Annotated in this window: 13 protein-coding genes; 7 read left to right on the top strand and 6 right to left on the bottom strand. The window is 69.0% G+C overall.

The window, feature by feature from the left end:
* Window positions 1-13 precede the first annotated feature (13 nt).
* Entirely contained in the window at window positions 14-424 is a 411-nt protein-coding gene (locus EV191_RS23255; protein WP_132879418.1) for a YjbQ family protein, read from the top strand.
* Here EV191_RS23255 and EV191_RS23250 read toward each other — a convergent pair.
* Window positions 362-1,447, bottom strand: coding sequence for a YhgE/Pip domain-containing protein (locus EV191_RS23250; protein WP_132879417.1), 1,086 nt, complete (start codon window positions 1,445-1,447; stop codon window positions 362-364). The two genes, EV191_RS23255 and EV191_RS23250, sit on opposite strands and share 63 nt — an antisense overlap.
* 140 nt (window positions 1,448-1,587) lie before the next feature.
* Between EV191_RS23250 and EV191_RS23245 the strand changes: the two genes are divergently transcribed.
* The gene (locus EV191_RS23245; protein ID WP_132879415.1) at window positions 1,588-2,529 is read left to right on the top strand and encodes a DUF8017 domain-containing protein; all 942 of its coding nucleotides are present in this window, start codon (window positions 1,588-1,590) and stop codon (window positions 2,527-2,529) included.
* A gap of 59 nt (window positions 2,530-2,588) precedes the next feature.
* On the opposite strand, the gene EV191_RS23240 is transcribed toward EV191_RS23245, so the two are convergent.
* Window positions 2,589-4,337, bottom strand: a complete 1,749-nt coding sequence (locus EV191_RS23240) for a proline--tRNA ligase (protein WP_132879413.1) — start codon at window positions 4,335-4,337, stop codon at window positions 2,589-2,591.
* 110 nt (window positions 4,338-4,447) lie between these two features.
* Here EV191_RS23240 and EV191_RS23235 point away from each other — a divergent pair, with 110 nt between their 5' ends.
* Window positions 4,448-4,804, top strand: a complete 357-nt coding sequence (locus tag EV191_RS23235) for a VOC family protein (protein WP_132879411.1) — start codon at window positions 4,448-4,450, stop codon at window positions 4,802-4,804.
* A 68-nt stretch (window positions 4,805-4,872) separates the two neighbouring features.
* Window positions 4,873-5,529, top strand: a complete 657-nt coding sequence (locus tag EV191_RS23230) for a formylglycine-generating enzyme family protein (RefSeq protein ID WP_207894637.1) — start codon at window positions 4,873-4,875, stop codon at window positions 5,527-5,529.
* A gap of 60 nt (window positions 5,530-5,589) precedes the next feature.
* Here EV191_RS23230 and EV191_RS23225 read toward each other — a convergent pair whose 3' ends face one another.
* On the bottom strand, window positions 5,590-6,540 hold the full coding sequence (locus EV191_RS23225) for an aminoglycoside phosphotransferase (RefSeq protein WP_243659169.1): 951 nt from the start codon (window positions 6,538-6,540) through the stop codon (window positions 5,590-5,592).
* 164 nt (window positions 6,541-6,704) lie between these two features.
* Here EV191_RS23225 and yaaA point away from each other — a divergent pair, with 164 nt between their 5' ends.
* Entirely contained in the window at window positions 6,705-7,445 is a 741-nt protein-coding gene (gene yaaA, locus EV191_RS23220; protein ID WP_132879410.1) for a peroxide stress protein YaaA, read from the top strand.
* On the opposite strand, the gene EV191_RS23215 is transcribed toward yaaA, so the two are convergent.
* The gene (locus EV191_RS23215) at window positions 7,435-8,559 is read right to left on the bottom strand and encodes an NAD(P)/FAD-dependent oxidoreductase (protein WP_132879408.1); all 1,125 of its coding nucleotides are present in this window, start codon (window positions 8,557-8,559) and stop codon (window positions 7,435-7,437) included. The genes yaaA and EV191_RS23215 overlap by 11 nt on opposite strands.
* A gap of 586 nt (window positions 8,560-9,145) precedes the next feature.
* On the opposite strand from EV191_RS23215, the gene EV191_RS23210 reads away from it, so the two are divergent.
* A complete protein-coding gene (locus EV191_RS23210; RefSeq protein WP_243659186.1) occupies window positions 9,146-10,474 on the top strand; it encodes a DEAD/DEAH box helicase in 1,329 nt (442 codons plus the stop codon).
* A 65-nt stretch (window positions 10,475-10,539) separates the two neighbouring features.
* On the opposite strand, the gene EV191_RS23205 is transcribed toward EV191_RS23210, so the two are convergent.
* Complete coding sequence (locus tag EV191_RS23205) at window positions 10,540-11,274, bottom strand: PIG-L deacetylase family protein (RefSeq protein ID WP_132879405.1); 735 nt, start codon at window positions 11,272-11,274, stop codon at window positions 10,540-10,542.
* A 155-nt stretch (window positions 11,275-11,429) separates the two neighbouring features.
* Between EV191_RS23205 and EV191_RS23200 the strand changes: the two genes are divergently transcribed.
* The gene (locus EV191_RS23200; RefSeq protein WP_132879584.1) at window positions 11,430-12,569 is read left to right on the top strand and encodes an 8-amino-7-oxononanoate synthase; all 1,140 of its coding nucleotides are present in this window, start codon (window positions 11,430-11,432) and stop codon (window positions 12,567-12,569) included.
* On the opposite strand, the gene EV191_RS23195 is transcribed toward EV191_RS23200, so the two are convergent.
* On the bottom strand, window positions 12,538-12,993 hold the full coding sequence (locus tag EV191_RS23195) for a GNAT family N-acetyltransferase (protein WP_132879403.1): 456 nt from the start codon (window positions 12,991-12,993) through the stop codon (window positions 12,538-12,540). The two genes, EV191_RS23200 and EV191_RS23195, sit on opposite strands and share 32 nt — an antisense overlap.
* Window positions 12,994-13,108: the final 115 nt, after the last annotated feature.

Genomic DNA, 13,108 nt, shown 5'->3' with positions numbered 1-13,108 from the left:
TTACCGTGCCGGAATGGACAGCAAGCAGTTGGATATCGCGACCGGGAACGCCGAGGTGGTCTACGACCTGACCGAGGAATGCGTCCGCTTTCTCGAGGACGTCGACGCGGAAGACGGGCTGCTGCATGTCTGGGTACCGCACGCGACGGCGGGTTTGGCCATCCTGGAAACCGGCGCGGGTAGCGACGATGATCTGCTTGCCGCGCTGCGGGACCTGCTGCCAGCCGACAACCGCTGGCGGCATCGGCATGGGTCCCACGGGCATGGCCGCGACCACGTGCTACCCGCGCTGATTCCCCCTTACGCCACGATCCCCGTGCTCGGTGGCGTACTCACCCTGGGCACCTGGCAGTCGGTGTGCCTAGTGGACACCAACCGGGACAACCCGCTCCGCCGCGTCCGGTTGAGCCTGCTGCGCGGCTGAGCCACGCCGGCCAGGCCAGAGCAGCACGATCAGGCCGGCGAGGAGCATCCCACCGAGCACCCACACCGCCTGGCGCACATCCGGTGCCCCCGGGGTGCCCTGCAGCACGCTGCGCAGGCCCTCGGTGGAGAACCGGAACGGCGTCCAGGACCACAGCGCCGCGCGGTAGGCGGGGTTCAGCAGTTCCGGTACCTGCCCGGCCACCGAGGGCGCCATCAGGTACAGCGGAGCGAGCACCGCCATCGCGCGCAGTTTCAGCAGCCGCAACAGGGCGCCCTGCACCGCCGCGAAAGCGCCGGCGATCAGCAGCATGAACCCGAGCACATCGGTGTCGAGCGGGAGCGAACCGTCCCACCACGCGAGCAGTCCGGCGGATGCGCCGGTCACCAGCACGGCACTGCCAAGTAGCAGCGAGAGTCGACTGCCCAGCCCGGCGACCCGACCGCCGCGGGTGAACAGCATGGTGCACACCGCACCGGCCGCAAGGCAGCCGATCCAGGACAGCGCGGTCACCGCCAACGGGGCACTGCGCGCTGCCGAGCTCGCCTCGTGCAGTTGCTCGGCCTGTACTGGTTGCACCGCCAGCCCCTGCGCGCTGGCGGCTTGGGACACGCCCTGGGCCGCGCTCGTCAGTACCTGCTGCGCCAGCTGGGTGCCGCTGGGGTTGATCGCCCCCGAGGTCAGCACCGTGGGCGCGAGGCCGGGCGCCGCGTCTGTGCTGGGAGCGAGTTCGAGTACCCCGTAGACGTCCTTGTCCGTCAGCATCGCGCGCGCCCGCTCCGGCGTGGTGGCCGTCCAGCTGATCTCCTCCCCGCCCTGGCCAGCGACGCGTTGCGCGACCGGCCGCAGCGCGGTAGCCGCCGGTCCTTGCTCCGGAACGGCGACCGCGAGCGGCACACCATCCGGGGCTGCCGTGGTTTGCACGCCGAAGGTGAGGATCCCGAGCACCGCCACGGCCACCGCGCCGACAGCGACGGCGATGGACACCAGCGCACCCGGCTTCGTGGTGTTCGGTCCCGACATGACTTCCTCCGAATTCATTTCTCATTGAATTATCGTGAACCCAACGGTGACACCTCGCGAGAAAAAAGTCAACGCCTGTTTAATTGAGGCCGGCGCGAGCCGTCCGGCCAGCAGGTGGATCACCACTTAGAGTGGTTGGCATGAGCACACCAGGGGGCGGTGATCCGCGCCGCGAATCACCAGAGGGCGAGCCGTACCAGCGGCCTGCGCCGTACTTCGGCGGCTACCAGGGTTCGAGCGACTATCAGGGCCTCGGGGTGTTTTCCACCGCGGGCGGCTCGGGCTCGAGTGGGACCGGTGGGCCAGGCGGATCACCGAAGGGGCGGACGAAGTTCCTGGTTACCGTCGCCGTGCTCGCGGTACTGGCGATCGGCGGGGTTACCGCGCTGATCGTGCTGAATACCGGCTCGGATGAGCAGAACGCGACGGCGCGGCAGGGTCAGCGCAATGCGCGGCAGGCGGCACCGACAACGACGAGCCAACCGGCCAGCAGCGAGCCGGCTGACACAACCGATTCGGGCCCGACCGGCTCCACCACGGACGCGGTCACCCCCGGTTGGCAAGGCGTGCTCTCGCCGGACGACAGCGTCGCCTACGACGTGCCGTCGAACTGGTCGGTGGAATCGCCGGGGATGCGCACCGGCCTCGAGGACGACAACGGTAAACCGCTGGTGATCATGCACGGGGTCGCCTTCGCGGACCCACCGGCCTGCGCCGACGGGGGTGGGCCGTATGCCGGCGCCACCGGATTCATGACGGCGGGGGAGGCCGAGCCACGCGGGGCAAGTAGGGCCGCGGCCAAGTTGTGGGCCGACGCGGTCACCGAGTCGGACAACGATGCGCCACAGGCCAGCACGACCAAGGTGGCCGATGGGCAGATTTCCGCGCACACCACGTCGATGGAGGTGCGGCCGGGCGATCCGAGCGTCTGCGACGCGAAGACGATCAAGATCACCACGGTGGCCTTCGACAACTCCGGGCAGACCGCGGTGTTCCTGCTGTTCAACCCGCAGGGCAAGGCAGACTCGACCAAGCAGGCGGACGTGGACAAGATCGTGGCCAGCCTACGCCCAGCCGAGTGACCCAAATATCGCGTTTAGCGTGCTAATCGCGATATTTTCCCTGGTCGACTGGCCGAGGGTCAGCCCCGGATGAGTTCCACCAGCGTGCTCACGGCGGCGTCCACGGCTACCTCGGTGCGCTCGCCACTGGCCCGGTCCTTGATCTCCACGACCCCGTTCGCCAGGCTCCGGCCAACCACCAGGATGGTCGGTATGCCGACGAGCTCCGCGTCCGCGAACTTCACGCCTGGGGTCGAGGTGCGGTCGTCCAGCAGCACCTCGACACCGGCCGCGTCGAGTTCCGCGGCCAGCCGCTCCGCCCCTTCGCGCACCGACTCGTCCTTGCCCGCGATGACGATATGCACATCGGCCGGCGCCACTTCGCGCGGCCAGACCAGTCCGAGATCATCGTGGTGCTGCTCGGCGATCGCCGCGACCAGCCGGGAAACACCAACCCCGTAGGAACCCATGGTGATCCGGACCGGTTTGCCGTCCGGACCGAGCGCGTCCAGCTCGAAGGTGTCCGCGTACTTGCGGCCGAGCTGGAAGATATGCCCGATCTCGATACCGCGCGCGGCGACCAGCTCGCCGGCCCCGTCCGGGGACGCGTCACCCTCGCGCACCTCGGCGGCCTCGATCGTGCCGTCCGGGGTGAAGTCACGACCGCAGACCAGATCCACCACGTGGTGGTCGGGTTTGTCCGCGCCGGTCGCCCACCGCGTGCCGGAAACCACACGCGGGTCAACGAGATAGCGAACTCCGTTGTCCTGTAGGGATTTCGGCCCGATGTAACCCTTCACCAGGAAGGCGTTCGCGGCGAAGTCGGCTTCCTCGAGCAGTGCGACCTCGGCCGGGTACATACCCGCTTCGAGGCGTTTGACGTCCACCTCGCGGTCACCAGGCACGCCGATGCCGAGCAGCGTCCATTCCTTCGCGTTCGGCTCGCGGGTCTTCACCAGCACGTTCTTCAAGGTGTCCGCGGCGGTGAAGGTCCGGCCGAGATCCTCGGCGTTGAGGTAGTCGACCAGGGTCTCGATGGTCGGCGTGTTCGGCGTGTAGTGCACCTGCGCCTCGGGCTGACCGTCGATCGGGATCGCCGGCGGGGCCGGGGTCCGCACGGCTTCCACATTCGCCGCGAAACCCGATTCGAGGCAACGCACGAAGGTGTCCTCGCCGTACTGGCTTTCCGCGAGGAACTCCTCGGATTTGGAGCCACCCATGGCGCCCGACATGGCGGAGACGATCACGTACTTGAGCCCGAGCCGGTCAAACAGCTTGATGTAGGCGCCGCGGTGTGCCTGGTACGAGTTGTCCAGTCCGGCATCGTCCAGGTCGAACGAGTAGGAGTCCTTCATCACGAACTCCCTGCCGCGCAGCAGTCCCGCCCTCGGCCGCTCCTCGTCCCGGTACTTGGTCTGGACTTGGTACAGGATCACCGGGAAGTCCTTGTAGGAGCTGTACTCGCCCTTGACGGTCAGCGTGAACAGTTCCTCATGGGTGGGGCCGAGCAGGAAGTCGGCGTTCTTGCGATCCTTGATCCGGAACAGCGCGGGGCCGTACTCGGTCCAGCGGCCGCTGGCCTCGTACGGTTCGCGCGGCAGCAGCGCGGGGAACTGGATTTCCTGGCCGCCGATCCGGTTCATCTCCGCGCGAACGACCTTTTCGATGTTCCGCAGCACCCGGATACCCAACGGCAGCCAGGCGTAGCCGCCTGGGGCCACCCGCCGGATGTACCCGGCGCGTACCAGAAGTTTGTGGCTGGGCAGTTCGGCGTCCGCCGGGTCCTCACGCAGCGTGCGCAGGAACAACGACGACATCCTGGTGATCACGGCTTCGACTCCTCGTCCGATCGCAGAGGTAGCCGCGAGCGTAGTCAACGCCGGTCCGGGCGGCTCAAGCGGCCGGAACTCTGTCGGACCCGCCGGGTAGCTTCGCCGCGATGAGATACCAACTAGCCATGCTCACCATCGACTGTGTCGACCCGAGCGAGCTCGCCAAGTTCTGGGTGGCCGCTCTCGACCTCGAGGTCGCCTTCGACTACGACGGTCAGTTCATGATGCTGAGCTCAAAGCAAGAAGGGCAGCCGGCGATCGCCCTGCAACGGGTCGACGAGCCGCGACAGGGCAAGAACCGCATGCATCCGGACTTCGGCGTTGACGATCTGCAGGCCGAGGTGCGCCGGCTGGTCGAGTTGGGAGCTACCGAGCACGAAACGAATACCTCGCCAGACGGCGAGTTCACCTGGACTGTGCTGACCGACCCGGAGGGCAACGTGTTCTGCGTCGCCAACCACTGAATGATTGGCTAGATTTCCTGTTCGTGACGGCGGACGAAGCACGTGGAATGGGTGCTGGCCAGGACGGGATGCGGTCGATTCCGCCGGGACAGGTGTCCCTGACGGACCGGCGAACGCGGCGCAGCTGGGTGGTCGACGTCGCGCCCTTCCAGCTCGCGACGTTCGCTCTCACCAGCTCGCGCTATGCGACGGTCACCGGTATGCGGCTGGGCCCCGTCGAGACCGCGCGGCTTCCGGTCGACGAGGTTTCGTGGTGGGACGCGGTCCGCTTTTGTAACGCACTGTCCGAACGCGAGGGATTGGCGACCGCGTATCGGATAGCCGATGCGGATGACGACATCGAGTGGGACCCCACCGCGGACGGATACCGGCTGCCGACCGAAGCCGAGTGGGAGCACGCCTGTCGCGCGGGAACTACCGGGCCTCGGTACGGGGAGCTCGACGATATCGCGTGGTACCGGGCCAACTCTCGGGAACGAAGCCACGACGTCGGCGGCAAGCAACCGAATCCCTGGGGTCTCTACGACATGCTGGGCAACGTCTGGGAGTGGTGCTGGGACCTGTACGACGCGGAGGTGTACGGCAGCTATCGCGTGTTGCGCGGTGGCGGCTGGTTCGACGAGCACTGGAGCTGCCGCGCCTCGGTACGCCGGCGTAGTCACCCCACGCTGCGGATCGACGACGTGGGATTCCGCCTCGCCCGTTCGCCAGGCACGACCGGCTAGCTTGGACGCCGCTGGACCGCAAGATCCCTAAAGATTGCGGTTCGGCGAGGACGTTCCCGGCTAGCTCCACCGCGTGCGGTGCGCGACCCAACGCAGCGCTGCCGCCGCGGCCCGTGCCTGATAAGCCCGATTACCTTCCAGCCCAACCTGTTCCGGCAACCGCGAGCAGCGTTCCCAGTGCCCGGCGAGCGCGGTGGCGAAACCGGTGACCGCCCAGGCAGGCACATCGACCAGCTCCGGCCGGCGGAGCACCAGCCGTTCCGCTTTGCCTACCGCGTGCCCGGCAAGCAGCAGCTGCGGTACCAGCGAAGCGGTATCCAGCCAGGCCGCGCCCCGCGCCGGGTAGCACCAGTCCACGAGCAACACCTTGCCCGGCCCCACCTTGACCATGGTCTCTGGCCGGATGTCGTTGTGCAGCAGGGTGTCTCCCGCCGCCCATGGATGCCACGCGCTTTCCAGCATGACCAGCGAATCGAGGTTGCGCTCGGCCCAGGGATCGAGCGCAACCCCGGGGATGGCCTGTAGTTCCTGCCAGCCCCGCAACAGCAGGCCGAGGTCGTCCAGGGCTTCCCGAGCATCCGGGATCGGCGCGGGCGTCAGCGTGCGCGCGGCACGGCCGAGCGTCGCCAGCACGCTGCCAAGGTCCGGCGAGCCGGGCCGTAGATTCGGCTTGGTCCCGTCGATATCGGCGAACAGCAGCACCAACCAATCCTGCTCCACCACGCCGCGCAGCTGCGGTACCGGCGCGAGCTCCGGCAGATGCGCGGATACCTCCGCTTCGGCCCGGTAGGTACCGATCAACGGATGCCCGGTCGGCAGCGCTTTGGCGAATGCCCAGTTGCCATCGGCCAGCCGCAGTCGACAGACCACACTGCCGTCGATCTCCCCCGTCTGCCGCAACGAGCGAATGACCTCGACGCCGAGCTCAGCTTGTACCGCCCGATGCACGCGATCGGGCAGCTCGCTCCAGGACCGGGCGACGACGCCCGCTGGATCAGCGATCGAGGTCATGCCTTCACCACCCAGCCACCACTCCCGTAGTGCTCACATACCGTCCAGGGTTCCCCGCGTACCGGATCGCGCGAGCGACACTCAGCGCAACAAAGATCATCTTACGGAATGAGCCCCCGCCCCGGTTGCGCTGTCGCGAATCCATACTGCTTACCCTCGGTAGCGTGCTGGTCATCCTTCCGCCCTCGGAAACCAAAGCCACCGGTGGTACCGGCGCGCCACTGGACATCGACGGCCTTTCGCTGCCCGAACTGGCCCCCGCGCGCCGCAAGCTCACCGACGCGCTGCGCACGCTGGCCGCCGATATCCCGGAAAGCCTGCGCGTACTTGGCATCTCGGCACGCCAGGAGGCCGAGGTGAGCCGCAACGCCGAGCTGCACAGCGCGCCGACCATGCCCGCGCTGCGCCGCTACACCGGCGTGCTCTACGACGCGCTGGATCTCGCCGGGCTCAGCCGCACCGAGCAGGCCCGCGCCGACCGGCGGCTCGCGGTCGCCTCCGCGCTGTTCGGCATCGTGCACGGCACCGACGCTATCCCCGCCTACCGACTTTCCGGCGGCACCACGCTGCCCGGGATCGGCACGCTGCGCTCGTTCTGGCGCCCCGTGCTGGAACCCGTGCTCGCCGAACGTGCAGGACTGGTCGTCGACCTCCGCTCCGGCCCCTACGCCGCACTCGCCCGGATTCCCGATGCGGTGACCGTTCGCGTCGTCACCCGTAACGCGGCCGGCAAGCGGGTCACCGTGAGCCACCACAACAAGGCGTACAAAGGCCAGCTCGCCCGGGTACTTGGCAGCGCACGAAAGGAACCGGCGAACATGCGAGACCTGCTCGCGGTCGCCACCGCCGCCGGTATCCAGCTGGACCAGACCGGGCCTGGCGAGCTCGAACTGCTCACCCCGTAGTCGTCCACAACCGCTCCGGGCGAAATGGCGTGAGGTCGATCGGCGCCGGACGACCAACGGCCAGCTCGGCGAGTACCGCCCCGCCGTACGGGGCGAGCGTGAGCCCGCTGGCGCCGTATCCGGTGGCGAGCAGCACTTCGGGATTGTCCGGCAGCGGACCGAGCACCGCGCTGCCATCCGGCACCGCGGGACGAAACCCGACCCGCGTCTCCAGCACGGTCGCCGCGCCGAGACCGGGGGCGACCCGCAACGCCGCGCCAAGCACCTGGTGCTGACCGGCCGCGGTGACCCGGTAGTCGAATCCGGCGCCGGTTTCCCTGGTGGCACCCACGACCACCCGCGAGCCGGGAAAGGCGAGCAGGTAGTGGCTGGACATCGGCTGGACCACTGGCCACGCCGAGGTGTCCCGGCCGTCCAGACCGAGGTGGACGATCTGGCCGCGTTGCGGGGCGATCGGCAGCCTGACCCCGAGTGGCGCGAGCAATTCGCCGCTCCACGCGCCAGCGGCGACGACCACCGCATCGGCTTCGTAGCTCGTACCGGCGACCTGCACGCCCCGCACCGTGCCGGCCGCGGCCACGTTCAGCGTGGCCGTACCGGTAACGAACTCACCGGAAAGCGCCCGGATCGCGGCGCCCAGCGCGGTCCGCAACACTCGACCATCCACCCGACCCGCGCCGGAAACATGCACCGCACCCAACTCCGCCGCCAGTGGCGGAAACAGCGCGCCGGCCTCGGCGGAGTCGAGCCGCCGCACGGTACCGACCGCGGGCTCCGCTGCCGCTCGCTCCGTCGCCCGCTGGTAGGCCGCGTCCAGCTCGGCCGGATCTTCGGCCACCGTGAGCGCACCCACGATCTCGAACGAGGTCTCCCGCTGACCGTCCTCGGCGAGCTGGTCAACCAGCTCCGGGTAGTACGCGGCCGCCCGCGCGGCCAACTGATACGTCGGACCGGCGAGGCTGCGGCTGGTCCACGGCGAGATGATCCCGGCGCCGGCCGCGGTGGCAAGACCGGACAACCCGGCATCCACGACCAGCACCCGCACGCCCTGCCGCACCAGCTGATACGCGCAGCTCATTCCGGCGATCCCGGAACCGACCACGATGACCCGCATACCAACACCCAACAGGTCACGTCAGTCACGATCAAGCATGGCGCCAGTAAACGAACAGCGTTACGAACAAGCCTGCCCAGCTGGCCAGGACGGGGCCGGGAAAACCGCAGGATAGCCGTACGGTAAAGTACTATGAGTCGCGTACCGCGCGCGGTGCGGCGGCGGTCGTGTTCAACGATTCACCGAAACCATTTCACAGTATTCAGCCGTAGCCGTTCGCGGGCCCGTTTGCCTGGGGTGCCGTCAGTGTGGCCGCGTGCTCGGAGAGGTCACAGTGCCACACCCATCGTCAGCCGGCGCCGCCGCGCGCCGGAATTCCAGCCAATCCCGCAAGCAGCGGCCCGAACGCTTTGGCAAGAACCGTGCCGGAGCCCAGAGCCGTGCCGGAGCCCAGAACCGTGCTGTAGCGGAGCGCCGCGGCGACAACGACAACGCCCGTCGTGGCCGGCCACGGCACCGGTCCAGCCACGGCAGGGACGCCCGGCAAGCACCGGTCGAGCAGCCGGCGAACACCGAGCCCGCGGTCTGGGAGGTCAGCGAGCAGCCGGACAGCGAGGCGCCGACGACGGCCTTCGCCGAGCTCGGTCTGCCGGAGAAGCTTCTGGACGCGCTGAGCGCGCAGGGCATGGAGAAGGCTTTCCCGATCCAGGCAGCCACCCTGCCGGACGCGCTCGCCGGCCGCGATGTGCTCGGCAGGGCACGCACCGGTTCCGGAAAGACACTGGCCTTCGGACTCGCGCTGCTGACCAAGTTGCAGGGCGGAAAATCGGCGTCCCGTAAACCGCGTTCGCTGGTCCTGGTGCCGACAAGGGAGCTGGCTCTGCAGGTCAACGACGCGCTGATCCCGCTCGCCAAGGCCATGGGCCTGTGGTGCGGGGTGAGCGTCGGCGGGATGGCCTTCGTCCGCCAGGAACAGGCGCTGCGTAAGGGCATCGATGTGCTGATCGCCACGCCGGGCCGGTTGGCCGACCACATGCGCCAGGGCACCTGCGACCTGTCCGATGTGCAGGTCACCGCGATCGACGAGGCGGACCAGCTGGCCGATATGGGCTTCCTGCCGCAGATCTGCGAGATCCTCGACCAGACTCCGGCCGATGGGCAGCGGCTGCTGTTCTCCGCGACGTTGGACGGCGAGGTGGACACGCTGGTGCGTGGCTACCTCACCGACCCTGTGACGCATGCGGCACAGGCCAGCGCCGAGAGCTCCGGTCTGATGGATCACCACCTGCTGGTGGTCGCCGCACGGGACAAGACGAATGTGGTCACCGAGGTCGCCGCCCGCGAGGGCCGCACGATCCTGTTCGTGCGCACCAAGACCTATGTGGACACGTTGACCGAGAACCTGCGCAATTCCGGCGTCGCGGCCGGCGCGCTGCACGGCGGCAAAACGCAGGGCGCCCGCAACCGGGTACTCAGCGAGTTCCGCTCCGGCACCACCCCGGTGCTGGTCGCTACCGATGTGGCCGCCCGCGGTATCCACGTGCCGGACGTCAGCCTTGTGGTGCATGTCGACCCGCCCGCGGACGCCAAGGACTACCTGCACCGGGCTGGCCGCACCGCGCGCGCCGGCGCCTCGGGCACCGTGGTCACCATGGTCACGCACGAGCAGCGGCGGACCGTTCGGCGGTTGACCGAACGCGCCGGGGTACGGCCGAAGAGCACCAACGTGAGCCCTGGCGCCGAGGAGCTGGCACAGATCACCGGCGCGCAGACGCCGAGCGGTGTACCGGTACCCGAGCCGAAGCAGAAGGAACGCGGTGGCGGCCGGGGTCCCGCACGCAACCGGCGGCCAGGTAACCGGAGCCAGTTCACCGGAAACCGCGCGGAGCGTAGGGCTCGCGAGCATCGGAACGGGGAACACCGGAACGGGGGCAGCGGCGCGCCGCGCCGAAGTGGACGCCGGTTCCACGGATAGCCCGCGCACCAGACGCCCCGTGACCGCGATCTTGCGGTCACGGGGCGTTTTCGCGTTCTTCAGGCTTAGACCGGCATCAGTTCGAACGAGGTAGCCAGCACTCCGCCGAACCGTTTTCCGGTTTCCTCGGCGTGCTCGCGCAGGAACGGAGCGGGATCGGCCATGCCGTGCTCGCCGAGCGCGGCCAGATAGGCGCGGTGCTCCCGCAGCGAGGCCACCGCCCGATCCATCGTCGTGGAGATGTCCACGGCATGGGTGTCCATCGTCGATCCGCCGATGGCGATCCACCGCACGCCCTGCCACGGCGGTAGCTCCAGATCCCGGAACACCCAGCGATTCGCGGCATCCCGCACGGCGTCCAGCACCGCCGTCCCGACGTGCCGGTGGTCGGCCATGTTGAACATCCCGCCGGGAAAGTACTCGCGGTGGTTCACCGTGATGACCAGCTCCGGCCGGTACCGGCGAATCGCCGCCGCGAAGTCCCTGCGCAGCGCGAGCTGATCGGTGATGACCCCGTCCGGATGGTCAAGGAACTCCACGTCGTGCACGCCCACGACCGCCGAACTGGCGATCTGTTCCTGAACCCGCAGCGGTCCGGCTTCCTCCGGCGACATCCCGTCAATGCCGGCCTCGCCCTTGCTCGCGAGCAGGTAGGCAACCGAGCGACCCTCATCGGTCCACTTGGCGACCGCTCCCGCGCTGCCGTACTCCATATCGTCCGGATGCGCGACCACGGCCAATGCCCGTTGCCAGTCCTCCGGCATCGGCGCGAGTTCCGCGCCTTGCTCCTGTTCCGTCATAGGCACCACGGTAGCGACAGTGCCGACGTACCTGCGCGCCAACCGATGCCGGCGATAGTGCGAAACTGCCGGGTGTGAACCAACCCAGCAGCAGCCAGCCCGCCCCTGACCAGTCCGGCGCCAACCAGTCCGGGTACGGGAAACCGCCCGAGGCGGTGTTCGACTGGCTGGACGAGAAGGCCGAGCAGCGCCGCGCGGCTGGGCTGGTCCGACGGCTGCGGCCGCGTCCAGCGGATGCGGCGCAGCTGGATCTGGCAAGCAACGACTATCTGGGACTGGCCAGGGATAAGCGAGTCGCCGGAGCGACCGCGGCTGCCGCGCTGCGCTGGGGCGCGGGTTCCACCGGCTCTCGGCTGGTCACCGGTACCACCGAGCTGCACGGCGATCTGGAACGCGAGCTGGCCGCGTTCTGCGGCACCGAGGCCGCGCTGGTCTTCTCCTCCGGTTTCCTGGCCAATCTCGCGGCGGTCACCGCGCTGTCCGGGCAGGGCTCGGCGATCGTCACGGACAAGTACATCCATGCCTCGCTGATCGACGGCTGCCGGCTCTCCAGGGCGGACGTGGCCGCCATGCCGCATGGTGACCACGCGGCCATCGCGCATGCCTTGGCCACCCGTCGCACCGAGCGAGCCCTGGTGGTCAGCGACACGGTGTTTTCCGTGGACGGGGATCTCGCGCCGCTACCCGAACTGGCCACGGCCTGCCGGCAGCACGGCGCCGGGCTGCTGCTGGACGACGCGCACGGTTTCGGGGTGCTCGGCGCTGGCGGCAGGGGCGCGGTGGCCGAGGCCAAGCTGATTGCCGATCCGGACGTGGTCACCACCTTCACACTGTCCAAATCACTCGGCGCGCAAGGTGGCGCCGTGCTCGGCCCGCGCAGGGTGATCCGGCAGCTCATCGAGACGGCGCGGAGTTTCATCTTCGACACCGGGCTCGCCCCTGGCAGCGTGGCGGCCGCGCTCGCGGCGCTGCAGGTGCTGCGGGACGAACCGGATCTGGCCGCCCGCGCGGTGGATAACGCGGCCACGTTGTGTACCGCGCTCAGCACCGCCGGATTCACCGTGAGCACGCCGGCCGCGGCGGTGGTCTCGGTGCGCGCGCCGTCCCCGGAGGCGGCGGTGGCCTGGGCGGACGGTTGCCGGGCCGCCGGGGTCGTGGTGGGTTGTTTCCGGCCGCCTTCGGTGCCGGACGGGGTGTCCAGGTTGCGGCTGACCGCCCGCGCCGACCTCACCGAGGCCGACCTGGCCAAGGTGGTCGAGGTGATCACCGAACAGGCGCCGCCCGGCGCATCCTGATGTGCTCGAGGCCGTCTTCGAGGAACTCCGCACCGACCGGCGTGAACCCGTAGCCCGCGTAGAAGTGCTGCACATAGGTGCGCGCGTCGAGTACGCAGTCCACATCGCCGAGATCGGCAAGCGCTGCGCCGAACAACCGGCCGGCGAGTCCGTCGCCACGGGCGGCGCTGGCGGTGACCACCCGGCCGATCCGGTAGCCGCCGGCCGGCTCGGTGAGCACGCGCAGGTAGGCAAGCGGCTCGTCCGGCGCGGCGGGCGCAGCGAGCCACCAGTGCCGCGTATCGCGGGCGAGATCCCGCCCGTCCAACTCCTGGTAGGCGCACTCCTGCTCGACGATGAACACCTCGGTGCGCAGCCGGAGCAGCTGGTAGAGCTGCGCCGCCGTCAGTTCGGGTCCCGTCGCGGAGTGCAAGATGGGTGCCACCGCGCCGAGCTTACCGCCCGCTAGATGAATGATTCCGTGAAGATCACGTGAAGCGTGTCGCGCTGGGGAAGTAGGTGGAGGGCTTCCAAGATCATTGTGTGACGAACAACCTCGA

The sequence above is a fragment of the Tamaricihabitans halophyticus genome (genome assembly GCF_004340875.1).
In the GTDB taxonomy this organism is placed as follows: domain Bacteria; phylum Actinomycetota; class Actinomycetes; order Mycobacteriales; family Pseudonocardiaceae; genus Tamaricihabitans; species Tamaricihabitans halophyticus.
The sequence above is the reverse complement of the archived record's forward strand: the minus strand, read 5'-3'. Positions and strand labels throughout refer to the sequence as shown.